Genomic DNA, 26,894 nt, shown 5'->3' on the forward strand with positions numbered 1-26,894 from the left:
TTACATAACTTAATTAACAACTTTATGAAAACAAATCTTAGTTCTCAAATCACTCTCCATCGGGTCTCCCCCAGATACTACAGACCGGAGAATGCATTTGAAAAATCAGTCTTGACAAGACTCGAGAAAATACCCACAGATATTTATGAATCTGTAGAGGAAGGCGCCAACTATATTGCTTGTGAAATTGCACAAACTATCCGCGAAAAACAAAAAGCCGGACGCTTCTGTGTTTTGGCGCTCCCCGGAGGTAATTCCCCCAGCCACGTTTATTCGGAACTTATCCGTATGCACAAAGAAGAGGGTCTTAGCTTCCGCAATGTTATTGTGTTTAATATGTATGAATATTATCCATTAACCGCTGATGCAATCAATAGCAACCTTAACGCTTTGAAGGAAATGCTGCTGGATCATGTGGACATCGATAAACAGAATATATTCTCTCCAGACGGTACTATTGCCAAAGACACTATCTTTGAATATTGTCGCCTGTACGAACAGCGCATCGAAAGTTTCGGTGGCATTGATATAGCATTGTTAGGTATCGGTCGTGTTGGTAACATCGCATTCAACGAACCGGGTTCACGCCTGAACTCTAATACTCGTTTGATCTTGTTGGATAATGCGTCACGCAACGAAGCATCCAAAATTTTCGGAACGATAGAGAATACGCCAATCAGTTCCATCACAATGGGTGTATCAACCATTCTCGGTGCAAAGAAAATATTCTTGTTGGCATGGGGTGAAGATAAAGCTGCAATGATAAAAGAATGCGTGGAAGGCACTATCACCGATACCATTCCGGCATCTTATCTTCAGACTCACAACAATGCACATGTAGCTATCGACCTTTCGGCCGCCATGAACCTGACACGTATCCAACGTCCATGGTTAGTGACTTCTTGCGAATGGAATGATAAGCTTATTCGTAGTGCTATCGTATGGTTATGCCAACTGACAGGAAAGCCAATTCTAAAACTGACTAACAAAGATTACAATGAAAACGGCCTGAGTGAACTTCTGGCTCTCTTCGGTTCTGCCTACAATGTAAATATCAAGATATTCAATGATCTGCAGCATACTATCACCGGGTGGCCGGGTGGTAAGCCGAATGCTGACGACACCTATCGTCCGGAACGTGCAAAACCATTCCCAAAGCGCGTTGTTGTTTTCTCTCCGCACCCTGATGACGACGTTATCTCCATGGGAGGAACCATACGCCGCTTGGTTGAACAAAAACATGAGGTACATATTGCTTATGAAACTTCGGGTAACATTGCAGTAGGCGACGAAGAAGTTGTTCGTTTCCTTCACTTCATCAATGGATTCAACCAGATTTTCAATAATAGCGAAGATCTGGTTATTAATGAAAAATATATAGAAATCCGTAAGTTCTTGAAAGAGAAAAAAGACGGGGATATAGACAGCCGGGATATCTTGACTATCAAAGGACTGATTCGTCGTGGTGAAGCACGTACCGCTTGCTCTTACAATAATATCCCGTTGGATCGTTGTCACTTCTTGGATTTGCCATTTTACGAAACCGGTAAGATTCAAAAGAATCCGATTAGTGAGGCAGACGTAGAAATTGTACGCAATCTGTTGCGTGAGGTAAAGCCTCATCAGATCTTCGTAGCAGGCGACTTAGCCGATCCGCATGGAACTCATCGCGTATGTACGGACGCCGTACTTGCAGCTATCGATCTTGAAAAAGAAGAGGGTGCCAAATGGTTGAAAGACTGTCGTATCTGGATGTATCGTGGCGCTTGGGCTGAATGGGAAATTGAAAACATTGAAATGGCTGTGCCTATCAGTCCGGAAGAACTTCGTGCAAAACGTAACTCTATCCTGAAACACCAGTCGCAAATGGAAAGTGCTCCATTCCTGGGTAATGACGAACGTCTGTTCTGGCAACGTAGTGAAGACCGCAACCGTGGCACAGCTACTTTGTACGACCGTTTAGGATTGGCTTCCTACGAAGCTATGGAAGCATTTGTTGAATACATTCCACTATAATAAGATGTATTAAAAAAATAGAAGAGTGAGGAGTTCCATACTTCTCACTCTTTTTTTGCTTATTTTTGCAGAGAAGTTCACTACACGATTTAGCACTGATTAAACTATGTTAGTGTAAATTCAAGACATGGATTCAGAATCTAATGAAGATAGTTATTGTGAGAACCTAAAAATTGAATAATGAAAAAAATAATAGTACTTGTTTTATGCTTGACAATAGCTGCAAATTTCCTTTTTGCACAGGACATTGAAAGAAATGTAAGAGAGCGGCTTACAAATTATTTCAATACATACACTACTACAACGAAAATCAGTACTCCCAAACTGAATAGTTTTGATATCGACTACGATCACAAGATGATGAATATCTATGTTTCAGAAAGTTTTGCCTATCAACCATTTACACCTGAAACCGTAGAATTAATATATAATCAGGTGATAGCACTTTTACCCGGCCCCGTACATTATTATAAAATCACAATTTATGCCGATGGTAAGCCGATTGAAGAGTTAGTCCCTAATCTTTATCGTAAGAAAAAAGACAAAGCCCGGATGTCTCTGGATATTGAATACAAAGGCGCTCCCTGGGTGAAGAACGACTCACGTCCTTATGAAATCTCCCACGGACTGCAAGACCGGCATATTGGATTATGGCAAAGTCATGGAAGTTATTTCAAAAACGACAAAGGTGAATGGGGGTGGCAACGCCCCCGATTGTTCTGTACGACGGAGGACCAATTCACACAGTCTTTCATCCTTCCTTATGTCATCCCGATGTTAGAAAATGCCGGAGCTATTGTTTATACTCCCCGCGAACGAGATACACAAAAGAATGAGATCATTGTAGATAATGATACCCCTAACGCTTCTCTCTATCTGGAAGTTGGGAGTAAAAAAGCTCGCTGGACACCCGCGCCCATTAATGGCTTTGCACAAAAGAAAGCTATTTATCAAGATGGAGAGAATCCTTTTGTCACAGGGACATGCCGAATAATTGAAACGGAGAAGAAAAAAAAGAAAGACCAAGCATTTGCCGAATGGGTTCCTACTCTACCGGCAGCAGGAAAATATGCAGTGTATGTTTCTTACCAGACATTACCCAACAGTGTGAGCGATGCCAAATATCTTGTATTTCACAATGGAGGAGTCACAGAATTTAAAGTGAATCAAAAGATAGGTGGTGGTACTTGGGTATATCTTGGTACTTTCGAATTTGATAAAGGCAACAACGACTATGGTATGGTCATACTCAGCAATGAGAGTAACGAACATGGTGTCGTTTGTGCCGATGCAGTCCGTTTCGGAGGAGGAATGGGGAATATCTCCCGTGGAGGAAGTATTAGCGGTCTTCCCCGTTATCTGGAAGGAGCGCGATACTCAGCGCAGTGGGCAGGAATGCCTTATGATATTTATGCCGGGCGTAAAGGAGAGAACGATTATACAGATGACATCAATGTACGTTCTAATACAATCAACTATCTTTCAGGAGGCTCTGTCTATAATCCCAGCCAGCAGGGGTTGGGGGTTCCTTTGGAAATGACAATGGCACTACATAGTGATGCCGGATGCAGTAAAACAGACGAAATTATCGGCTCTCTCGGTATTTATACAACTGATTTCAATAATGGGAAGCTAAATAATGGTTTGGATAGATATGCCTCACGTGACTTAACAGATATTCTGCTGACTCAGATTCAAAAAGATATTCATGCTAATTACAATCTTCCATGGACACGCCGTAGTATGTGGAACCGTAACTACAGTGAAACACGACTTCCTGCCAATCCGTCTACTATTATCGAACTACTCTCCCATCAAAACTTCGCAGATCTACAATTGGGACATGATCCGAATTTCAAGTTCACAGTGGGACGTGCTATTTATAAAGGTGTACTACAATTCCTGAGCAGCCAACATGGCAAAGAATACGTAGTGCAACCCCTACCCGTAAGTAACTTTGCAGTCCGTTTCGGAAAAAAGAAAAACACATTGGAACTTTCCTGGAAAGGAGAAGACGATCCTCAGGAACCAACAGCTCGTCCTAAAGATTATATCGTTTACACACGTATCGGATACGGAGGTTTTGACAACGGAACATTAGTCAACAAACCATCCTACACGATGAAAATAGAACCGGGACTCGTATATTCGTTCAAGGTAACAGCCGTAAATAAAGGTGGCGAGAGTTTTCCTTCTGAGATCTTATCGGCTTACAAAGCCAAACATGAACGTGAAAAAATATTGATTGTCAATGGATTCGACAGAATCAGTGGTCCGGCTATTATCAATACTCCCGATGAAGCCGGCTTTGATTTAAATCAAGATCCGGGTGTTCCTTACCTCTACAATATTTCTTTCTGTGGAGCACAGATCGGATTCGATCGCAAACAAGCAGGCAAAGAAGGTCCCGGTAGTCTGGGACATAGTGGTAATGAGTTGGAAGGGATGAAAATAGCTGGAAATACGTTTGATTATCCTTTTATTCATGGAAAGGCCATTCAAGCAACAGGAAAGTATAGCTTTGTTTCATGCAGTGATGAAGCTGTTGAAAATGGCATCATATCTTTAGAAGATTATCCGATTGTAGATTATATTCTAGGACTTGAAAAAGAGTCTCCGACAGATAAAGCCTATTATAAAACATTCTCTTCTCCAATGCAACGAGCTATTACAAGCTACTGCCAATCAGGAGGTAGTCTGTTTGTTAGTGGTGCTTATGTAGGAAGTGATATGAGCGGAACACAAGGGAATCGGGAATTTACAGAGAAAATACTAAAATATAACTATCAAGGAAGCCTTACAGACCAAACATCCGGACAGATTAATGGAATGGGACGTACTGTAACCATTCCACGTTTACCGAATGAAAACAGTTATGCTGTCAGCACACCAGATTGTATTATTCCAGTAGCACCCGCCTTCCCTGTATTTGTATATACATCCGGAAATCAGAGTGCAGGTATCGCTTATGAAGGAGATTATAAAACTTTCGTTTTAGGATTCCCATTCGAGAGTATTCAGTCGGAGGTCGATAGAGCTACTATCATGGCAGGAATATTAAAGTTTTTATCACATTAATTATGGCACAGAAAGTTTTCGACTTTTCCAGATATAAGTTAGCCAAAAACTTGAAACATATTAAGTTTTACCAACTTATACAACGCAGTCTAAAGAGTAAATTGTTTCATTACACCATACTACTTTTTATCATCTCTTTCGATTACGACTATTATATTTTCTTACTTTTGAATCAGCAGCTTTCTATCAGTTCTCTCTGTTCGGAATCACTTATCTTGCAGCATTCATATTCACCATTGAATATGCACTACGAATAATAGCAGCTCCTGCCAACCATCCGGAGTTAAGCACCTTTAAGGCGAGATTTCGTTACTCATTCTCATTTTACGGCTTTGTCGATTTTGTGGCTATACTACCTTTTCTTTTGATATATTTATATTGGAATACTGAAGTGTCACACTTGATCATTTTGCCCTATATCTTCAAATTAATCCGCTATTCCAAATCTTTTCGTCTTATCGGTGATGTATTGCACAAAGCAGAAAGTAAATTGGTTACCGTATACACGACATGCGGAATTATGGTCTGTTTCTCTACCCATATTAATGTATTACATAGAGCGTGGTGCACAACCCGAGGCTTTTGCCAATATCGGTGACGGATTATGGTGGTCAATCGTTGCATTCACCACCGTAAGTTATGGCGATATATATCCAGTCACCCCGTTGGAAAAAATACTTAGCAGTATTATCAGTCTTATAAGGATTGCTAATCGCATTCCCTACCAGTATCATCAGTTCTACATTCATGAGTATTATGCAGAACCAACAGCAAGAAAAAGAACAAGATGATCCACAAGATACAAAATCACATTCTTGATTGAGGAAAACTTCTTACTAATCTAGAATACTTGTATCCATAAACCAGAGTAAGTTTTGCATCACTTTTTCCACATCCACCAAAAATATCCGGACTTTTATAATCTGTTTTTCATTTTAAATTCTATCTTTGCTCCTAGTAATAACCTTTAAAACTAGAAAATAATGTATACTATACAAGCAAATCCCAGCGGTACACGCAGCATAGAAGTATCTAATGAAAATCTGAGAACTATCGAAAAATATGCTTTGTTCCGCCATCTCATCGACAGTAATGGCATTGTAGATGAGGACGTATTGGATAAACTAAAACTTAATATTCGTTCCCTGATAGCCAGTCAAGAAGAAGACAGTAGAGATCTGCTAGACCTTTGCATCGATGTGATTTATCATAATAACATGAAAGCATTCGGTCTGCAACAGTTGATTAAGCTCTACCTAACTTGGCTTACTTCCCAGGATGCGGAAGAAGAGGAGGAATAATGACTACTGTAAACACTTGCCAAACAACGGCTTATAGTCCATTGATTCCAGCAATCAAAGCGATGTGTGATGCTTCTTCCGGCGAGACGCTCGAAATTATCATGAACAATGCCGAAGCCTTTCAGGATTTGAAAGAATACTTATCCGAACAAGGAACCGGTTTTCGGGAGATTTATGACGGAGAACAGATGACATTACAGTTTACAATCCATAAGAAGTTCTTTTAAAACTTCCTAATGATTGATGTTAAACATCCCAATGAGTAAAAAAATCATTGGGATGTTTTTTATTATCCGTATCTTTGCAGCATGAAAGAATATCGATTAACAGACTGGTTACCGACTACTAAAAAAGAAGTGGAACTTCGCGGATGGAATGAGTTGGATATTATAATCCTCAGTGGTGATGCATATGTGGATCATCCTTCTTTTGGGGCTGCCGTTATCGGACGTATCCTTGAAGCAGAAGGTCTGAAAGTTGCTATCATCCCCCAACCTAACTGGCGTGATGATCTACGCGACTTCAAGAAACTGGGACGTCCGCGTTTATTTTTCGGTATCTCTGGTGGTTGTATGGATTCCATGGTCAATAAATATACTGCTAACAAGCGCCTGCGCAGTGAAGACGCTTACACTCCTGACGGACGACCAGATATGCGTCCGGAGTATCCTTCCATTGTTTACAGTCAGATTTTAAAAAGACTTTATCCGGACACTCCTGTCATTTTAGGAGGCATTGAAGCCAGTATGAGACGGTTAAGTCATTATGATTATTGGCAGGACAAAGTACAAAAAAGTATTTTGTGCGATAGTAATGCCGACTTACTGGTATATGGAATGGGAGAAAAACCTTTGGTGGATTTAGTAAGACAGATGAAATGTCTACTTTCCGAAGATGAAACCCCATTGACTAGCAGAGATCTTAAAAAGATAGTAGAAAACATTCCTCAGGTAGCCTATCTCTGTCGTGCTACAGAATGGACACCTGCATCAGATGATATTCAACTCTATTCACATGAAGAATGTCTGGCTGATAAAAAGAAGCAAGCCAGCAATTTCCGACATATCGAAGAGGAATCTAACAAATATGCAGCTTCCCGTATCACACAGGCTGTAGACAATAAAATCGTAGTTGTCAATCCACCCTATCCTCCGATGAGTCAGGAAGAACTTGACCATTCGTTTGATCTTCCTTATACCCGTTTGCCTCATCCTAAATATAAAGGGAAGCGGATTCCGGCCTACGATATGATCAAGTTTTCAATAAACATTCACCGAGGTTGTTTTGGTGGCTGTGCTTTCTGCACTATTTCCGCACATCAAGGAAAGTTTATAGTCAGTCGTAGTAAAGAGTCCATTCTGAAAGAAGTAAAAGAGGTAATGCAATTACCGGATTTTAAAGGATATCTGAGTGATTTGGGTGGTCCGTCTGCTAATATGTATCAGATGAAAGGTAAAGATGAAACAGTCTGCAAGAAGTGTAAACGTCCTTCATGTATTCATCCCAAAGTATGTCCGAATCTAAATTCAGATCATCGGCCTTTATTAGATATCTACAAATCAGTAGATACTTTGCCCGGTATCAAGAAGTCTTTTATCGGTAGCGGAGTACGTTATGACTTACTTCTCCATCAGAGTAAAGACGCTGAGATCAATAAGAGTACTGCCGAATATACTCGTGAGCTGATCATCAAGCATGTTAGCGGACGATTAAAGGTTGCTCCCGAACATACCAGCGACCGTGTATTATCAATTATGCGCAAACCGTCTTTTAGTCAATTTGAAACATTCAAAAAGATATTCGACCGTATCAACAGGGAAGAAAATTTGCGTCAACAGCTCATTCCTTATTTTATATCCTCTCATCCGGGATGCAAAGAAGAAGATATGGCGGAACTCGCTGTAACTACCAAGCAATTAGACTTTCACTTGGAACAAGTGCAGGACTTCACCCCTACGCCAATGACAGTCGCCACCGAAGCATGGTATACAGGATTTCACCCATACACTTTAGAACCAGTATTCAGTGCAAAGACACAACGGGAGAAATTAGCACAGCGTCAATTCTTTTTCTGGTATAAACCGGAAGAACGCAAAAACATCATCAATGAGCTTCGGCGTATCGGGCGACAAGATTTGATAGATAAACTATACGGAAAAAAGCCTGGAAATAAACGCTAAGATTTCTTTCAGGCATATTCCATTTCCAGGCTATGATATTATATCTTATGACGGATTCGATGTAGAAGAACTTGGCAACGCCACAATCTCCTTCAATACGCTAACCGCAGTCTCCACATTAGTCACATCTTTAATCAACATACTCCGTCTTCCATTCTGCTCTCTCAAATCACAACGGCGAGTATATTTCATCATATAATCAATAGCCTTGCCGAAAGCCTGACTTTGATAGAATGGACTGTCGGGGTTGGAAACAAAGAAAAGCGTCATACGCCCCCCCTTCAGGAATATTTTCTCTGCTCCCAATCGTGCCGCCAATCGACGAAGAGGAACAATTCGAAGTAACTCTTCTGTTTCCGGAGGAACCGGACCGAAACGGTCTTCCAAACGGGAGCGGAAAGCTTCCACATCATTATCCAGTGTTAATCCATCCAATTCACGATAGAGCAACATACGCTCACTGCTTCCCGTTACATAATTTGCCGGCAACAACAATTCAAGATCACTTTCTATCTGACATTCATCCACAAACTGCTCACCACTGATTTGTCCTTCTCCCTTAATTTCATCCGCATACAGATCGGCAAACTCATCATTCTTTAGTTCATGAACAGCTTCAGACAAGATTTTCTGGTAAGTCTCATATCCCAAGTCAGCGATAAAGCCGCTTTGTTCGGCCCCAAGTAGATTTCCGGCTCCACGTATATCCAAATCTTGCATAGCAATATGGATTCCACTCCCCAAATCACTGAAGTTTTCAATTGCCTGCAAACGCCGCTTGCCTTCCGTTGTCAGGCTGCCTAACGGTGGAGCCAACAGATAACAGAAAGCTTTTTTATTGCTTCGTCCTACGCGACCTCGCATCTGGTGAAGATCACTCAATCCAAAATTCTGAGCCTGATTGATAATAATAGTATTGGCATTCGGAATATCAATTCCACTTTCGATAATAGTCGTCGCTAACAATACATCATAATCGTAATTGACAAAATCAAATATAATCTGTTCCAACTGAGCAGGTTCCATCTGTCCATGACCGATAGCTACACGACAATCAGGGATATGACGTTCGATCATTGCTTTTAATTCCGGCAAATTCGCAATTCGATTATTGACGAAAAATACTTGTCCATTACGGCTCATCTCAAAATTAATTGCATCCGTAATGACCTCTTCGTTAAATGTATGTACTTCCGTTTGAATCGGATAACGGTTGGGCGGCGGAGTAGAAATCACACTCAAGTCACGCGCTCCCATCAAAGAAAATTGGAGCGTACGGGGAATAGGAGTAGCCGTCATGGTCAGTGTATCTACATTCACTTTCAGTTGGCGCAGTTTTTCTTTAACGGAAACTCCAAACTTCTGTTCCTCGTCGATAATCAACAATCCCAGATCCTTAAAATGGACATCTTTTCCTAAAATGCGATGAGTTCCAATCAGGATATTCACTTTTCCTTGCTTCAAGCCATTCAACACAGCTTTTGTTTGAGTTGCCGTACGGGCACGGCTCAAATAATCCACGCGGCATGGCAGATCTTTCAAACGCTCACGGAACGTTTCAAAATGCTGATAAGCAAGAACGGTAGTCGGGACTAAAACAGCAACTTGTTTATTGTCGGCCACAGCTTTAAAAGCAGCACGAATGGCCACTTCAGTCTTTCCAAAGCCTACGTCTCCACAAATCAAACGGTCCATCGGACGGTCACCCTCCATGTCTGCTTTCACATCGGCAGTCGCTTTACTCTGATCAGGGGTATCTTCATAAATAAATGAAGCTTCCAGTTCTCGTTGCAAAAAACTGTCAGGACTATAAGAGAATCCTTTTTCCTGACGACGCTGGGAATAGAGTTTAATCAAATCACGAGCAATATCTTTAATTTTACTCTTGGTACGCTCCTTTAGCTTTTCCCATGCACCGGTTCCCAACTTATTCAGTCGGGGAGGTTCTCCATCTTTTCCTTTATATTTGGATACTTTATGCAAAGAATGAATAGAAACAAAGACTACATCTTCATTCTGGAAAACCAACTTCAAAACCTCCTGTGTGGTATCTCCATTCGGTATACGTACTAACCCGGAAAAGCGTCCGATACCATGATCGGTATGTACAACATAATCTCCCGGAGTAAATTGATTCAATTCTTTCAACGAAAGAGCCACTTTTCCGGAACGGGCTTTATCACTTTTCAGGTTATATTTATGGAAACGGTCGAACAACTGATGATCTGTAAAAATACAAAGTCGCAATGTCCGATCAACAAATCCTTCGTGAAGCGTACGTACTACCGGTGTAAACTGTATCTTATCACCTCTATCCTCAAAAATAGCTTTGATTCGATCCGTCTGTTTCACACTATCACTACAGATATAGAGTGAATATCCCTTCTCCAAATAATCTTTGAAAGAAGAAGCTACCAGATCAAAATTCTTATGAAAAATAGGTTGTGCGGAAGTCTCAAACATCACGCTGGCATTCGGTGTTCCTGTCGGTTTATTACCGAACTCCATCCGGCGGAAATCAAGAGCACGTAATGTAAATTCACTGCCATCTATCAACTTGCCTTCCAAAGTGATTCTTCCATTCTCTTCAGCTTCCTGTACAGCTATTGCCTGTGGAGTAAGTGCCTCATCATGTACTACTTGAATGCGTTCACGCAACCAAAGAAAATCACGCATTGCCAGAACAGTATCTTTCGTAAGAAAGTCAAGGAAGGAAGTAGTTACATCACCTGCCACTGCCAAATCCGGTACAATTACTATCCCTTCTTTCTTTTCACGCGAAAGCTGCGACTCGACTTCAAATATCCGGATACTCTCTACCTCATCTCCGAAAAAGTCGATGCGATAAGGATATTCCGAAGCAAAAGAAAAGACATCGATAATACTACCACGAACAGCATATTGCCCCGGCTCATATACATAATCTACATACTCGAAACCATAGCTATGCAACATATCCGTCACAAACGTCAAATCGACTCTTTCTCCGACATTCAGTTTGAGGGTTTTGTCACTTAACTCCTTACGAGAAACGACTTTCTCTGCCAATGCATCGGGATAAGTGACAATACACAATCCTTTTTCACCTTTTTGCAGGCGGCTCAGGACTTCGGTGCGCAGAATCTCGTTAGCTGCATCTTTTTGTCCATACTTAATAGAACGACGAAATGAAGAAGGGAAAAACAATACACTTTCTGTTCCTAATACCTGTGTCAGGTCGTGGTAGAAATACCCCGCTTCTTCCAGATCACTCAGAATAAAGACGAAAGGACAAACATCTTGTTTTACCAAAACGGATGAAAACAAGGATGCAGCGGAAGCACACAATCCTCCACAATATAGGGTCTGAATAGAAGTATCCTTTAATAATCGCTTAAGAACTGCCGTATTGGGATGAACGGCATATTGTTGTTGTAACTCGGTTATTGTCATATCTAAAAAATTACTCTGCAAAAATACGAATTTTACATGAATCTATCTCATACGAAATGTACGATTATACAGGCCTATAAAACTAAGACGGTGAAAACAGAACAAATAAAGTCTGTTTTCACCGTCATTTATCCTTTTTAAAGTTATATTTTTAACAATAACTCAACTAATTCCATATTTCACGCAAATCATATTTTCGTTTCCTTTCTTGCAGGTTCAAGATTTTCTTGATAACTTGTCACTGTGTTTCTTCTAAATCCGTACAATACATAATTATTTGAAGCTTGGTAACTAAAAATAATCATCTTGTAGGAAAGAAGAAGCACTCTTTTTAGTTCAAACCAATAAACTTAAACAGGCTCTAAAAAGATAATATTTGTCTATCGTATATTTCTGTTTGAGTTTAATTCCTTTCATTCTATTGTTTCGAATAATGTGTTTATTTGAATATGATAGGCTATCTTTGTAGTCAAAAGAAAACATATATCATTTTATAATAATGATTTATTTCTTATTTGTGTTTCATTTGATTAACTTTAAAATCTAAATTTATTATGAAATGTATAACTATTGTTAGTTTAAGTAATTTATTAGTTAAAAGAGAAAAGCTATCCATACTTTTAATTGTATTGTTTGTTGGGGGGATATTCTTCTTCTTTCTTGGGCAGATGTATTATGATACAAGGAAGGATATGTTTAATTATAAGGCAGAGGACGCTTTCAGAAACGCTTTGCAGGATAAATTGCAGAATGAGTCTTTTGAATGTTATCTTTTTGCTAGTAGGCGTACATCACAACCGAATGAGTTGCCAGATACAATTTATATATATAATGATGAAGGTATGCAGGCATATCCTTTGGATAAAGAAAAAAACAGCAAAAATATAACGTCTGATCACAATGCACGCATTATACATTCGGAATTCTTATCTGCTCATCCTGTCGTTGTAGATTCTTTATATAAGGGATGGCAGAAGTATCTGAAGAGAGAAAACTTATCTGGTACTTTTGTGTTAAAACTCCTTGTTTCGGATGAAAAAGACAGTATTACTACTTCTGTTTTTCCGAAAGTTTCTTTAGGAGAAAACTTAGTACAATGTTTCAGACTGACAATTGGTTATCGCTGTGAAGTTGATATATTGGGGTTTTATTCTCCTTCTTTTGGACAGTTAGTAGGGATAAAAGGAATTGCTTATAGTTTACTTTATTGGCTATTTATTATTGGCATTTATGGAATTATAATCTATCTAAAAAGAAAAGAGAAAAGTATATCAATTTTGGATCAAAAGGGAGAAGATAATTTGATGGAACAAAAAATTGAATATGTGAGAAGTGAACCTGCTCAAATTTACCAACTATCTGAAAGTGTAATTTTTGATGCAGACCGGAGAAAACTAATATTAGATGATAAAGAGATCTCTGTGTACCCACAATGTGCCATTTTATTGCAGCATTTTTTAGACACTCCAGATTATATTTTGAAAGATGAAGAAATTGTTTCATTTTTTTGGACGGATAAGTTTGATAATACAAACAACATTTATATTCTTATAGGACGTTTGCGTAAGCTTTTAGCAAAAGTGACACCTATTGTGATTGATCGATATGAAATGTCAGGTTATCAATTAAAAATTCTTAAATAGGAAAATGTTCGATGAAATCGATGCTTTTGGCTTGAATTGCATTTTAATGATGAATTTGGGTAATTGTTAGATCCTGATTGTTAGAAATTGTTAGGAATTATATTTCAATATTATCTTTCTATTGCATACTTTCGTAGCATGTATTAACCGATTAAACTATTATATATTATGAAGCCAAAAATTTATCTTATTATTTATTTTGTTAGTTGCAGTCTTAGGAGTGAAATTTAGTTTTAAGAAATATACGGCAAGTCCGATGTTATTGGAAAATGTAGAAGCTTTGGCAGCAGGAGAAATTGATAAACCTTATACATGTGCAGGTATGGGTACTTTGGATTGTCCTGGTAGCAGTGTAAAAGTGCGAGCTATCTATATTGGATATAGTCTTGAAAAATATGACTAACATATTATTGCTTTCCTTTGTTATGGTGATTCATTACTTCTTGATAAATTGACAATATTTAAAGATATAGCGAAATAAAATGAATATTTGACGGGAGTAGGTGTATTTATGTTGTATGTCTAATGGTCAGCTGATATTAAGGTTTAGTATGAGCTAAAAAGAGAGTGTTAATTTGGTTAAAAAGGAGCAAGATGATTAATGTTGAATCTAGTCGGATTGCTGACATCATCTGCTCCTAAACCCCGTAAAAAGGAGGTGGGGTAAAGATAAGAATAAATTCGAATTATAGCAAATGCGTTTTGCAGTTCTGTTGAAATGATAAATGCAGTAAACAAAATTATATTTTAGTAATGTAAAAATAAACTAATATGAAGAAATATTTAGGTATAGTGTTAATATGCGTTGTTGTAATTGTTACTGTTCTTAATTTTAAATTGAACACTAATAAAACTCAAGTATCTTTATTGGCATTGGCTAACATAGAAGCTTTGGCAAAGGATGAAAGTGATAATGAAAAAGGATATTCTAGAGTTCCTTCAGACTGTGAAATAGTGGTTACGGGTAAAGCTAATTCTACTATGGAAATTTTAGGTATAGGCACAGTTAAACTTAATAGTAGTGGTGAATATCGTTATAATAAGAAGGATGGTCAAGTTCGTTGTATATTAGATGGCAAAGAATTGTGTATTCCACAAAATTGTTGATTATAACTAAACAGTTTTGAGATACTTTTATTTTAGATATCTCAAAACTGTTTTTTAAGAATAATTTAATAAAACGTAGAAATGAAAGAATTAAGAATTGTATTAATATTTTCGTTAGCTGTTCTCTTAAGTAATTGTGTGAATAATAAGAATATGCAAAATGATAAGGATTCTTTGGTTATTGAACTCAATTTTAACAATTCAGTTGATATTCATGATGTTGGTCTTATTGATAGCATAGATATCTTGAGATTAAGTAATGATGCAATATTGGGGCAAGTTGATAAAATTGTAAAACATAATAATTGTATATTCTTGTTGGATGCGTTTATCACTAAGTCTGTCTTTGTGTATGATTTATCAGGAAATTTCATAAAACAATTAGTGACTATTGGAAAAGGACCAAAGGAATGTTTACAACCTATGGATATCTTTGTTGATAAGAAAGAAAATATATTAGCGGTTGTTAGTAGAACGGACAGAAAGTTACTAAAATATAACTTGGATAATCTGAATTTAATGTCTGTTGAAAAATTACCAAAGCCTTTTTTCTTCTTAAGTAATATAGAAAATGGATATGCAGGATGTATGAATAATCTTATTGATGATAATAAACCTTTCAATTTGTGGACTATGTCTAGCAGCTTCGAATTAAAAAATAGTCTTTTTAAAATTCCATCTTCTTGGAATAGCATAGCTTCCGGTAATATTCAACCATTTTCTAGATACAATGATAAAGTATATTATATTCAACCTTATGATTTTAATATTTACTGTGTTGATGAAAAAGAGAATAAAGTTTCTTATAAATATGATTTAGGGAGTAATACTTGGCCTTCAGACATAAAAGAATATGAAGATATAAAGAGGATTAATGAAAGTTCTCCTGATAGATACATTGGCGGCTTCTACACATTTCAGGAAACACAGAATTATTTGATTACAAGGACAGTTTTTAAAAATGAAGAGTTGTTGGGTGTCTATAATAAAAAAACTAGAGAAACTTATGTGGCAAAGCCGAGTTCTTATTCTGATAAATATCTTATCTCATTTGGAAAAATAATAGGTATGGATGAAAATGCTATTTACTCTTTGGTAACTGCTGAATCTGTAAATAAAATTATTGTAGGTAAAGATAAGTATAATGATTTTGAAAGTATGTATCCTATTCAGGTTAAAAACTTAAGAGAGAAATTCAAAGGTGTATTTATCAGTGAAGAATATAATCCTTTTTTACTAATACATTATTTTAGTGAGGAGTAGTATTATAGTATATTAATTTCTAGAATTTATGTTCTGAATCTTTAGTGACTATTTTTTAATTGAAGAATAATAAATTGTGAGAAACAGTAATGTGGATGTTAATATCATATGTCAAATAGGACATTCTAGAATTGTAGCTCTTGGTACATATCCTGATCATACCAAAATTGTTAAAGAGATAAATGTTTTGGTGTTATTTGTTCCACATAAAAAATAATTCTGTGATAGTCTGATATTATTTAAAATTTAATTAGGGTGAATAGAGAAATGTTAATTATATATTGTTATAGATGATGTGCTGGAATAAAAGAAAAGTATGTTTTAAGAGTGTATTTTATATTTTGATTATGATATTATTATGCTCATGTGGAGAATCTCAAAAAGATCATATAGAGCAATTAGTTAAGGCATGGGATGGTAGGATAATTTATTATCCTGCTGACCTGAAATTTTGCTCATTTAAAAAAGATTCTATGTATAATTTACAAATGCCGGTTCGTGAATATACAATTGTATCTTATGTTGATTCGATAGGATGTATGAGTTGTAAGTTACAGTTGCAAGATTGGAAATTGTTGATTAGTCATTTAGATGATTCTTTTAAAGAGAAAGTCTCGTGTCTTTTAATATTTCATCCTAAAAACAAAGAAATGTTACTCGACTTATTGTATCGTAAACGTTTTACTTATCCTGTTTGCATTGATGAAACAGATTCATTTAATAAATTGAATCATTTATCTACTGATATGACATTTCAGACATTTTTGTTAGATAAAAATGCTAAAGTTATTGCAATTGGTAATCCGATTCATAGTCCTTTGGTGAAAGAGTTATATTTAAATATTATCTCTGGAAAAGAGACATTTTCCCAGTCTAGAAGTCAATCTTTAACCTTTGCATTTTTATCAAAAGACAATATAAATATGGGGGATTTCCCATGGAAACAGAAACAAGAAGCAGAAGTTACTCTTTCTAATACCGGAGAAAAACCTTTAGTCATCAATGATGTGATTACTTCTTGTGGCTGTATGACTGCAGAATTTGATAAGAAACCTATTAACCAGTATAAATCTGCAAATATAAGGATAACTTACGAAGCAGAGTATCCTGAACATTTTGATAAAACCATAACAATCTATTGCAATGCGAAAGATTCTCCTTTTCAGTTGAAAGTTACGGGAAATGCAAAGTAACGGCTAGGAAACAGTATTATGATAAAGCGCTATGGATTTCAGATTATCCAAATTGTATTCATCATCGTGCTTGGATGGCAAATGACAAATCTATTAACTGCGAAGAAAGAAGAACCAATATCAATATTAGAGGCCTCCTTGCGAGCTGCTAAGGATAATCGGCAAGTATTAAAAAAGCACTTCGTTATTATCGAAAAGAACCATCTTTCTGTCCATATTTAACAGAACGACGAAAAAAAGAAGGGAAAAACAACACTGTTTCTGTTCCCAACACTTGTGTCAAACCATGATAGAAATACCCTGCTTATTCCAGACCACCTAAAACAAAGACGAAAAGACAAACATCCTGTTACACTAAAACAGATGAAAACAAAGATGCAGCGGAGGTACACAATCCTCCCAATATATAGTCTGAATCGAAGTATCCTTTAATAAACGCTTAAGAACGGCCATATTAGGATGAACGGCATATTGTTGTTGTAACTCGGTTATAGTCATATATATAAAATTACTCTGCAAAACACGAATTTTACGTGAATCTATCTCATACAGAACAGATAGATTGTATTATATTAATTCTTCTCACAAACAGAAAACTCATCAGGATATATATCCCAACTTACGTGTTACTAAATCAAGCCAATTTAGTTCTTATACAATGTTATGAGTAAAAATAGCCATCATTTTATGAATATCCCAACACAATGTCACGTTAAATTTTCCTTAGTATATCCCACAACTAAAGGAAAAGAACTACTTTTGTTATCTAAATTATCGAATTTATGCAAACATCGGACAGCATTGTTATCATCCCGACCTATAATGAGCGGGAAAATATCGAAAATATTATCCGTGCCGTTTTCGGGTTAGACAAGATATTCCACATTCTGGTCATAGAAGATGGTTCGCCGGACGGAACGGCAGCTATTGTGAAAACCTTACAGCAAGAATTTCCCGAACGCCTTTTCATGATCGAGCGCAAAGGAAAGTTAGGATTGGGAACCGCTTATATTACCGGTTTTAAGTGGGCTTTGGAACATGCTTACGAGTATATCTTCGAAATGGATGCTGACTTCAGTCACAATCCTAATGATCTTCCACGCTTATATAAAGCTTGTTCGGAAGAAGGAGGAGATGTTTCTATCGGGTCACGTTACGTAAGTGGCGTGAATGTGGTCAATTGGCCGATGGGGCGAGTGTTGATGTCTTATTTTGCCTCCAAATATGTACGTTTCATTACAGGAATTCCTGTGCATGATACTACAGCCGGATTTGTTTGTTACCGTCGGCAAGTACTTGAAACGATTGATCTGGACCATATCCGTTTCAAAGGATATGCTTTCCAGATAGAGATGAAGTTTACCGCTTATAAATGTGGATTCAAAATCATTGAAGTTCCTGTTATTTTCATCAATAGAGAACTAGGTACTTCGAAGATGAACAGCAGTATCTTTGGCGAAGCCATATTTGGTGTGATTAAGTTAAAAGTTAATAGTTGGTTCCATAAATTCCCACAAAAGAAATGAAACGTATTCTGATTCAAAATGCCGTTATAATCAACGAAGGAAGAAAAGTATTAGGCTCCGTCGTTATTGAAGGCGAAAAGATTGCTGAAATATTAGTAGGCGACCAAAAAGCAGTTGCCCCCTGTGATGAGATCATCGATGCAACCGGTTGCTATCTTCTGCCCGGTGCTATCGATGAACATGTTCATTTCCGCGATCCGGGGCTGACCCATAAAGCAGATATTACCACTGAAAGTCGTGCAGCTGCTGCGGGTGGTGTTACCTCTATCATGGATATGCCTAATACCAATCCACAGACTACGACTTTGGAAGCTTTGAATGAGAAGTTGATTCTGCTGGCAGAAAAGTCGGCAGTCAATTACTCCTGCTATTTCGGAGCTACCAATAATAATTACACACAATTCAGCCAGTTGGATAAACACCGTGTTTGCGGAGTGAAGCTGTTTATGGGGTCCAGTACCGGCAATATGCTGGTAGACCGAATGGCAAGTCTGCGCAACATATTTGCAGGTACCGATTTGCTGATTGCTGTTCATTGCGAAGATCAGGGAATCATCAAAGAAAATACAGATAAGTATAAGAAAGAATACGGAGATGATGTTCCTTTAGCACTGCATCCCGTCATTCGTTCGGAAGAAGCTTGTTACCGTTCTTCTGAATTGGCAGTTAAATTAGCACGTGAAACGAATGCACGTTTACACATCATGCATATCTCCACAGCTAAAGAACTAAGTTTATTTGAAAATATTCCTTTAGCAGAAAAGAAAATCACCGCTGAAGCATGTGTTTCACATCTGATTTTCACAGAGGATAACTATCAAACTTTGGGTGCACGTATCAAATGTAATCCTGCTATCAAATCGGCTAGTGACCGAAAGGCTTTGCAAGAGGCAGTAGTCAGCGGATTGATTGATGCGATTGCCACCGACCATGCTCCACATTTATTGAGTGAAAAAGAAGGAGGAGCACTAAAAGCCACCTCTGGTATGCCAATGATACAATTTTCACTGGTAAGTATGTTGGAATTGGTAGACAAGGGAGTATTCACAATTGAAAAAGTTGCCGAAAAGATGAGTCACGCCCCTGCACAAATGTACAATATACAAAAACGGGGATATATTCGCGAAGGTTATTTCGCAGACCTTGTCTTAGTACGGCCCGGAAATGAATGGACCGTTACTACCGACTGTATCCTGAGCAAATGTAAATGGAGCCCACTGGAAGGACATACTTTCAACTGGAAAGTAGAAAAAACATTTGTAAACGGACATCTGTTATACAACAATGGAATTATTGATGAAGAGTATCGCGGACAAGAACTATTTTTTGAAAGATAAATAGTTTCAAAGTGTTTCATATAGAAGAACACTCTGTTCCATATAGCCAAACAAAGTGTTTCATGCCTTGGAACAAATAGTTTCACCCTATTGAAACTAAGTGTTTCACGCTTTGAAACTAAAAGTTTCAACCATTGAAACCAATAGTTCCAAGCCTTGAAACCATAAGTTCGAAACGTTGAAACTAACACTCCGATCCATTCATTTCAATAATATCATTATAGATCTCCCAAATTCCGGTGATAGGTGATAGATCGGGTGATAGGTTATTTATCAACCTATCACCACTTGAAACACCGATGAATAAATGGATTCAGAGCATTGGTGATAGGTTGATAGAGAAAATGCAGTTTTTTCTTATGTAGAAGAAGAATTGGAATGAAAAGAATAAATCAGTCTTGACTCATTTAATACAGTAGTTTATGATATTATCTTATAAAATACATGATGTTGCCCCCTACATTAATTGGATTTACTTTTTCCATGCTTGGGGATTCCAACCGCGTTATGCAGCCATTGCCAATATTCATGGTTGCGACGCATGTCGCGCCTCTTGGCTGACGACTTTTCCGGAAGAAGAGCGAAACAAAGCTTCAGAAGCCATGCAACTGTTCAAAGAAGCCAACCGAATGCTCGATATGCTTGATGCAGACTATGAAGTAAAAACAATCTTCAAACTCTGCAAGACTAATTCAGACGGAGATAATCTGGTGATTGAGAAAGAAGAAAATCAAACAATTATTTTCCCACTACTCCGCCAACAAACTCCCAAACGGGACGGTAGCCCTTTCATCTGTCTGAGCGATTTCATCCGTCCCCTATCCTCCGGTATTCCGGACACAATGGGTGTTTTTGCTTCCTGTATCGATGCGGACATGGAAGGATTATACGAACAAGATCCTTATAAACATCTACTCGTTCAAACTCTTTCAGACCGTTTGGCAGAAGCTGCCACAGAAAAAATGCACGAATATGTACGCAAAGAATTCTGGGGATATGCCAAAGATGAGAATCTGACAATACCTGACTTATTGGTAGAGAACTATCAAGGCATCCGTCCTGCCGTAGGTTATCCTTCCCTCCCCGACCAATCAGTCAATTTCTTGTTGGACGAAATTCTGGATATGAAACAAATAGGAATCAGTCTCACAGAAAATGGAGCGATGTATCCTCATTCTTCTGTTTGCGGCCTTATGTTTGCACATCCCGCCTCCGAATATTTCTCTGTAGGGAAAATTGGAGAAGACCAACTCGAAGACTATGCACGAAGACGAAAGAAAAGTATTGAGGAAATGCGCAAATTCCTGGCTGCCAATTTGCAATAACCAAGAGTTAGCTTATGATTTACCTCTTTTTTCGTACAACTAAAACTCAAATTTAAATACATTCATACACAGAATGAGAGAATAAATAATTCTCAAATACGCGAAATATGCTACAACGTTTATTTATCTTTTTATTAATCTTTCTGATTCTGCCTGACATCTATCTGTATTTCAGATTTATAGTCAAGCTGACGACTAAATGCTGGTTACGCATTCTTTATTGGATTCCATGTATCTTGCTGACTGCCGGAATTACTTATCTGGGATATTTTGCAAAAAATATACAAGCTGAGCAACAGTTCCAATTAGCAATCGGCTGGTTTTCCATCCTCTTTTTTCTATTTACAGCTCCTAAATTGATACTGGCTCTTTGTACGTTGGCGGGAGTACCTTTTCATAAATGGCTGCGCTGGCCCCGAACTCCATTTATATGTACAGGGCTGACATTGGGACTTATCTCTATCATCATTATTATTTATGGTTCTTTTATCGGACGTACACAGTTTGATGTCAAAGAAGTCACTTATACTTCTTCCCGTTTGCCACAGGCATTTGACGGATATCGCATTGTTCAATTATCCGACATTCATATCGGAAGTTGGCATGGAAATGCTTCTGCCATTCAAAAGCTAGTCAATCTGGTAAATGAACAAAATCCTGATCTTATTGTCTTCACAGGGGATCTAGTCAATCACCGTGCAGTTGAGTTGGACGGCTTTCAAGAAACGCTAGCCGGATTAAAAGCAAAAGATGGAGTTTACTCCGTATTGGGAAATCACGATTACGGTCCTTATTATCATTGGAGAGATAAGCGGGCAGAAGCAGAAAATCTGTCAGACCTCAAACAAAGGCAAGCAGCCATGGGATGGAAATTACTAAATAATGAACACGATATCCTGAAACAAGGTAACGATAGCATTGCACTTATAGGAGTTGAGAACGAAGGCGAACCTCCTTTTTCCCAACATGGTGATTTAACCAAAGCAATGCGGGGTACTGAAGGCATGTTCCAGATTTTGCTGAGCCATAACCCGACACATTGGAGAAGAGAAGTACTTCCCCAATCGAATGTAGACTTGATGTTGGCCGGACATACGCATGGTATGCAAATGAAATTGGGAGATTATTCTCCTGCTTCCTATATTTATCCGGAATGGTGTGGAATGTATCTGGAAAAGGCACGAGGATTGTATGTAAATTTAGGAATCGGATACGTCGGATTGCCTTTCCGTTTCGGTGCTTGGCCGGAAATAACGGTGCTTACCCTACGACGGTAAGCACACTTTTTCCATTGACTTTCTTGTGTACCTGTACTTGAACAGAAATACGTTCACTCATTTCTTGTACGTGAGAAATAACTCCGATCTTCCGTCCTTGCATCTGCAATTGTTCCAATGCTTCCATTGCTGTCCGTAGGCTATTTGCATCGAGCGAACCGAATCCTTCGTCAATAAAGAGTGATTCTACTTTCAGGTTATTGCTTGATAAGGAAGACAATCCTAAAGCCAGCGCAAGAGAAATCAAAAACGACTCTCCTCCGGAAAGTGAATAAACTGTCCGGACTTCATCACACATATCGCAATCAATTACCTGAAGTGCTAAAGTACCCGGTACTTGCTGCAATTTGTATCGTTTAGATAAATAAGATAAATGCCGGTTAGCATGAAACAACAATAAATTTAAGGTATAGCTCTGTGCAATAACTTTAAACTTCGCACCGTCAGCACTGCCTATCAGTTTATTCAGTTTTGCCCAGCGTTCAGCTTTCAATTGTTTTTCTGCCAGTTCTTTTGCTATTTGTCCAGCAATTACTTTGTTTTTTACCTGTTGCAGTAACCTTGCTGAAATAGAAGCCAGACTACTCTCAGTATTCGAATTTTCATCCTGTTGCTTTGCAATAGTTTCCGGCAGTTGATCGGGAAATTCGATATGTTTTTGTTGTTCCCGCAATTCTTTAATAACTACAGAAAGTTGCTTCTTCTCTCCTTGTAAGCCGGCAAGTCGGTTCTGTGCCATCTCCACATCTTTCCGGCTTTTTTCCAAAGTTGCATTCAGTTCCTTCTCTCTTCTGACAACGGCAGCTTCCGCTTCGTCCACATTCTTTCCTTTTAATAACTGTGATCTTTCCAGACGAAGTTCCTCCAGTGCTTTTGTAATGATATCGAACCTACCCTGTTCGGTAATAACAGCAGTTTCCAAAATAGCCAACTGCTCTTTGGAAGAAGCAGCTTTCTGCATCGCCAAACGGTAACGAGAGACATTCTCATGTAAAGCTGTACAATGAGCCCGCATTTTTTTGATCTCTTCATCCTTCTGTTGCCATTCTGCGTAAAGATTACCATATTCAAGAATTCGTTCAGCCAGTTCTTTCAACTGATTCTTTATCTGCTCCTCGTTCCCGCTTTCCGGATTTTCCTGTTGCAAAGCTACTAATTGTGTTTTTAGCTGTTCTTCTACATGTTTCAAATGAGCCAAATCCCGTTGCAAAGCAATATTCCGGTTATTAATTTGCTGAAAAGTTGCAGCTGTCGCATTATATTCCTGTTCTATACTTCGGAAAAGAGTATCTACCACTTCTTGCTCCTGATGATAAGGATGCGTTGTACTGCCACAAACCGGACACGCCTCTCCCTCTTGTAACTGTTGCCGCAAAGCTGTTACATCTTTTCCTACTGCCATACGAGCATTCTCATAAAGACGTTGAATTGTTTTCAAAGCAACCTCCTGCTCAGCCAATTCTTGTGCACAGGTCACAGTCTCTTTCTCCAACTTCCCTATATCCTCTTTCGTTTTCATTTCAGTTTCAGTCAGTTGCCGTATATTCTGCAGCCGTACTAATTCATTTTTCAGCTTACTCTGAGTATCTACCAACGCCGGATAGCCGAAAGCATTTAAACGTTGCTGGCATTCCTCATGCACTTTCAGCCGACTCTCCAATAATTCTTCTTCCTTTTGGAGAATCTTTTCTACCTGCTCCAATTCCAACGTCTCTCCTCCCACATGGTTCAGCAAAAGATTCATCGAATGATATGACATTTGCAACTGACTTGTAGCAGATTGAACTACCTTTCCATATTCTGTTACCCGTAGGCGAGCTTCCTTCAATATCTTTTGCGACTGGGCATAGCCGGTTTGTTGCGATTGAATCTGTATATCCAATTGACGAGCTTTCTTCAAATCCGGTTGTATCGCTTCCCACTGTGCCTTAAAATGTATCAATCCCTCTTCCTGCAATTGCAACGATCTTTGCAATGCCACCATATTCTCTTGTCCGGACTGTTCTTCTTCCTCTTTTTTCTTCCATAGCTCCTCTTGTGTTTTCAGTGAACGAACTATATTTAATTGAGTATTCAAGTCTCTTAACAACTTAATTCCTGCATCACGTCTTTCTGTCAATTGCTCCTTCTCTTTTTGTAAGGCGAGGAGTTCTTCTTCGGGCATTAATTCAATCACACTCATCCTACTATGAATGAGGGCCACTTCCTCCTGTGCAGCCTTATTCTTTGCAAAAACTTCCTGCGAAATTCTGGAATAAATTCCTGTACCTGTAAGCTTTTCAAGCAATTCGGCTTTTGCCGTACCTCTGGATTTCAAGAAAGTTGCAAAATCATTTTGAGCCAATAATACCGTTCGGGTAAATTGCTCATAAGTCAATCCGACCAACTCTACCAACTGAGCCAACAGTTCTTTTTTAGTGCCCTGATATTCTTGATCCGTATCCAAGTCCTTCACCTCCAACACCTGCGGCTGCAAAGAACCATTCGATTTAGATCTAGTCCGTCTAACCGACCAACGAGAGCGATATCGATGTCCGTCTACTCCTTGAAAATCGACTTCCGCATATCCTTCTCCCGTTCCCCGGCGAAGCAAGTTCCTTACATCGGACTGGTTGATCTGATTATCTCCCACATCTGAAAGAGGAATACTCTCCACTGAATTTGCAAAACGGGGAGCTTTATCATAGAGGGCAAGACACAAAGCGTCCAATAAAGTAGACTTTCCCGCACCTGTCGGTCCGGAAATAGCAAATATTCCCGCAGAGCGAAGAGGCTCTTCCGTAAAATCTATTTCTACACTTCCTTCTATAGAAGTAAGATTCTTCAATCGAATCGCTATTATTTTCATCCTTCTTCCTCCTCTTCTTTACGAGTTGCCGACACATAAGCTTCCTGAAACAATTCAGTCAATTCACCAGGCATTTCTGTCTGATAGCTCTTCTCAAACACAGATTGTACTATTTGTAAAGGAGACATCTCCTGCAAGCCTTTCATCCAAACATCATTTTCTTTTTCTACTTTACCTTCATCTTGACGATAAGTAGAAACAATACGAGCCAAACGGTAATTCTTATCTGCCAGTGCTTCTTCAACTTGCTGACGAAGCATAGGCTCGGGTTCATCCAACAAAACTTTTACTTCCAGATAAGGAGCTTCTCCATCTACTTCAGGTAACTCTCGTAAAGTCTTCAACACTGATTCCGGCTGCTCCGCTTCTCCATCCGGTACACTCACCAAAGAAACCGATTTCGGACCTTCAAGCCGCTCTATATCAACCGCACAACCTTCATCAAAGGTTACCATCACAACCCCATGATGATAATATTTCTCCGCAAATGACATCGGAATCGGACTTCCTGAATAACGTACATTCTCTCTGCCGGATACCCGTTGCGCTTTATGAATATGTCCCAAAGCAGTATAAGCTATCTGCTCAGAGAAAACCTCCGGTGACACACATTCCAAACCACCAATAACCGTCCGTTCACTATAGTCTTTTTCCGCAATCTCCGAACCTGTAGCCTGTAGATGTCCTGTTGCCATAACAGACTGTCCCCCTTTCCTACGCTCCCATGCTCTTTGCAAAAGTTGTGTATAAAGCTTACGAACTCCTTCTGCATAAGGATTACCCTCTGTCTGTACAACCGGATAATCCCCCTGCCGCAGGAAAGGAACTGCCATACAAAGCAATTCCATATCTCCCTGACGATTCTTTAATTCTATTATTAAATGGTCGTAATCAATCTCTCCTCCATCCAGTTTCCGCACCACTCCTCTTACCTCTGTCCGCATGGCCTGTAACAATGGCAAAGGAGCCTCTAATCGTGCCGCAGAATCATGATTCCCGGCTACGATAACAATTTGCAAGTTTGGATTTTCAGCCGTTACCCGATAGATAAATTCGTAATACATTCGTTGGGAAGCAGCAGAAGGATTGGAAACATCGAATACGTCTCCAGCGACAATTAACGCATCAATCTCCTTTTCATGGATTTTTTTTGCCAACCAATCCAAAAATATATTATGTTCTTCAGTGCGATCATAACCAAAGAAAGTTTGACCTAAATGCCAATCAGCTGTATGTAATATACGTATCATATCATTCGACCTCTCAATATAAATAAGAGACAAAAATAGTACAAACAAAAAGATTATATAGCATCAACTTATATTTTTTACCGATAAATCAAGTATCTTTGTTACAAATAATTCTATT

General features: G+C 38.5%; 19 protein-coding genes and 1 pseudogene. 16 read left to right on the plus strand and 4 right to left on the minus strand.

All coding sequences use genetic code 11. The annotated features are described in order from the left end of the window. The first annotated feature begins 24 nt into the window (after positions 1-24). From EJF25_RS09025 to EJF25_RS09050, 7 genes are all read left to right on the plus strand, one after another. On the plus strand, positions 25-2,016 hold the full coding sequence (locus EJF25_RS09025) for a glucosamine-6-phosphate deaminase (RefSeq protein ID WP_125040966.1): 1,992 nt from the start codon (positions 25-27) through the stop codon (positions 2,014-2,016). 180 nt (positions 2,017-2,196) lie between these two features. Next, positions 2,197-5,094: a golvesin C-terminal-like domain-containing protein gene (locus tag EJF25_RS09030; RefSeq protein WP_125040967.1), complete on the plus strand. Its 2,898-nt coding sequence runs from the start codon at positions 2,197-2,199 to the stop codon at positions 5,092-5,094. A gap of 256 nt (positions 5,095-5,350) precedes the next feature. Beyond that, a complete protein-coding gene (locus EJF25_RS26560) occupies positions 5,351-5,692 on the plus strand; it encodes a hypothetical protein (protein WP_370685714.1) in 342 nt (113 codons plus the stop codon). After that, complete coding sequence (locus EJF25_RS25585; protein WP_370685715.1) at positions 5,640-5,885, plus strand: potassium channel family protein; 246 nt, start codon at positions 5,640-5,642, stop codon at positions 5,883-5,885. Before EJF25_RS26560 ends, EJF25_RS25585 begins: the two co-directional genes overlap by 53 nt. A gap of 192 nt (positions 5,886-6,077) precedes the next feature. Continuing rightward, positions 6,078-6,395, plus strand: a complete 318-nt coding sequence (locus EJF25_RS09040; protein ID WP_125040968.1) for a DUF8442 family protein — start codon at positions 6,078-6,080, stop codon at positions 6,393-6,395. Next, positions 6,395-6,622 carry a sulfurtransferase TusA family protein gene (locus tag EJF25_RS09045; protein WP_125040969.1) on the plus strand — a complete coding sequence of 76 codons (228 nt, stop codon included), beginning with the start codon at positions 6,395-6,397 and terminating at the stop codon, positions 6,620-6,622. Before EJF25_RS09040 ends, EJF25_RS09045 begins: the two co-directional genes overlap by 1 nt. Before the next feature lie 81 nt (positions 6,623-6,703). Continuing rightward, positions 6,704-8,575, plus strand: coding sequence for a YgiQ family radical SAM protein (locus EJF25_RS09050; protein WP_125040970.1), 1,872 nt, complete (start codon positions 6,704-6,706; stop codon positions 8,573-8,575). 45 nt (positions 8,576-8,620) lie between these two features. Here the strand turns inward: EJF25_RS09050 and mfd are convergent, their stop codons facing one another. Beyond that, a complete protein-coding gene (gene mfd / locus EJF25_RS09055) occupies positions 8,621-12,007 on the minus strand; it encodes a transcription-repair coupling factor (protein WP_125040971.1) in 3,387 nt (1,128 codons plus the stop codon). Positions 12,008-12,561: 554 nt separating this feature from the next. Here mfd and EJF25_RS09065 point away from each other — a divergent pair. From EJF25_RS09065 to EJF25_RS09085, 5 genes are all read left to right on the plus strand, one after another. Continuing rightward, entirely contained in the window at positions 12,562-13,650 is a 1,089-nt protein-coding gene (locus EJF25_RS09065; RefSeq protein ID WP_125040972.1) for a winged helix-turn-helix domain-containing protein, read from the plus strand. 184 nt (positions 13,651-13,834) lie between these two features. Then, positions 13,835-14,053 carry an NVEALA domain-containing protein gene (locus EJF25_RS09070; RefSeq protein WP_125040973.1) on the plus strand — a complete coding sequence of 73 codons (219 nt, stop codon included), beginning with the start codon at positions 13,835-13,837 and terminating at the stop codon, positions 14,051-14,053. 368 nt (positions 14,054-14,421) lie between these two features. Further along, the gene (locus EJF25_RS09075) at positions 14,422-14,757 is read left to right on the plus strand and encodes an NVEALA domain-containing protein (RefSeq protein WP_125040974.1); all 336 of its coding nucleotides are present in this window, start codon (positions 14,422-14,424) and stop codon (positions 14,755-14,757) included. A gap of 81 nt (positions 14,758-14,838) precedes the next feature. Next, the gene (locus EJF25_RS09080) at positions 14,839-16,020 is read left to right on the plus strand and encodes a DUF4934 domain-containing protein (protein ID WP_125040975.1); all 1,182 of its coding nucleotides are present in this window, start codon (positions 14,839-14,841) and stop codon (positions 16,018-16,020) included. 347 nt (positions 16,021-16,367) lie between these two features. Next, positions 16,368-17,213: a DUF1573 domain-containing protein gene (locus EJF25_RS09085; protein ID WP_235016768.1), complete on the plus strand. Its 846-nt coding sequence runs from the start codon at positions 16,368-16,370 to the stop codon at positions 17,211-17,213. Between the two features lie 196 nt (positions 17,214-17,409). On the opposite strand, the pseudogene EJF25_RS26315 reads toward EJF25_RS09085, so the two are convergent. After that, positions 17,410-17,711: pseudogene (locus EJF25_RS26315) on the minus strand (hypothetical protein); the annotation flags it as partial. 284 nt (positions 17,712-17,995) lie between these two features. Here EJF25_RS26315 and EJF25_RS09095 point away from each other — a divergent pair. The 4 genes from EJF25_RS09095 to EJF25_RS09110 all read left to right on the plus strand — a co-directional run bounded on the left by EJF25_RS09095 (position 17,996) and on the right by EJF25_RS09110 (position 22,678). Then, on the plus strand, positions 17,996-18,739 hold the full coding sequence (locus EJF25_RS09095; protein ID WP_125040976.1) for a polyprenol monophosphomannose synthase: 744 nt from the start codon (positions 17,996-17,998) through the stop codon (positions 18,737-18,739). Next, complete coding sequence (locus tag EJF25_RS09100) at positions 18,736-20,076, plus strand: dihydroorotase (RefSeq protein ID WP_125040977.1); 1,341 nt, start codon at positions 18,736-18,738, stop codon at positions 20,074-20,076. The genes EJF25_RS09095 and EJF25_RS09100 overlap by 4 nt, the downstream gene beginning before the upstream one ends. A 422-nt stretch (positions 20,077-20,498) precedes the next feature. After that, on the plus strand, positions 20,499-21,401 hold the full coding sequence (locus EJF25_RS09105; protein ID WP_125040978.1) for a vitamin B12 dependent-methionine synthase activation domain-containing protein: 903 nt from the start codon (positions 20,499-20,501) through the stop codon (positions 21,399-21,401). A gap of 107 nt (positions 21,402-21,508) precedes the next feature. Further along, positions 21,509-22,678 carry a metallophosphoesterase gene (locus EJF25_RS09110; RefSeq protein ID WP_125040979.1) on the plus strand — a complete coding sequence of 390 codons (1,170 nt, stop codon included), beginning with the start codon at positions 21,509-21,511 and terminating at the stop codon, positions 22,676-22,678. Here EJF25_RS09110 and EJF25_RS09115 read toward each other — a convergent pair. After that, positions 22,662-25,526: an AAA family ATPase gene (locus tag EJF25_RS09115; protein WP_125040980.1), complete on the minus strand. Its 2,865-nt coding sequence runs from the start codon at positions 25,524-25,526 to the stop codon at positions 22,662-22,664. The two genes, EJF25_RS09110 and EJF25_RS09115, sit on opposite strands and share 17 nt — an antisense overlap. Next, positions 25,523-26,776, minus strand: coding sequence for an exonuclease SbcCD subunit D C-terminal domain-containing protein (locus EJF25_RS09120; protein ID WP_125040981.1), 1,254 nt, complete (start codon positions 26,774-26,776; stop codon positions 25,523-25,525). Before EJF25_RS09120 ends, EJF25_RS09115 begins: the two co-directional genes overlap by 4 nt. Positions 26,777-26,894: the final 118 nt, after the last annotated feature.

The organism is Bacteroides faecalis, assembly GCF_003865075.1.
Taxonomy (GTDB): domain Bacteria; phylum Bacteroidota; class Bacteroidia; order Bacteroidales; family Bacteroidaceae; genus Bacteroides; species Bacteroides faecalis.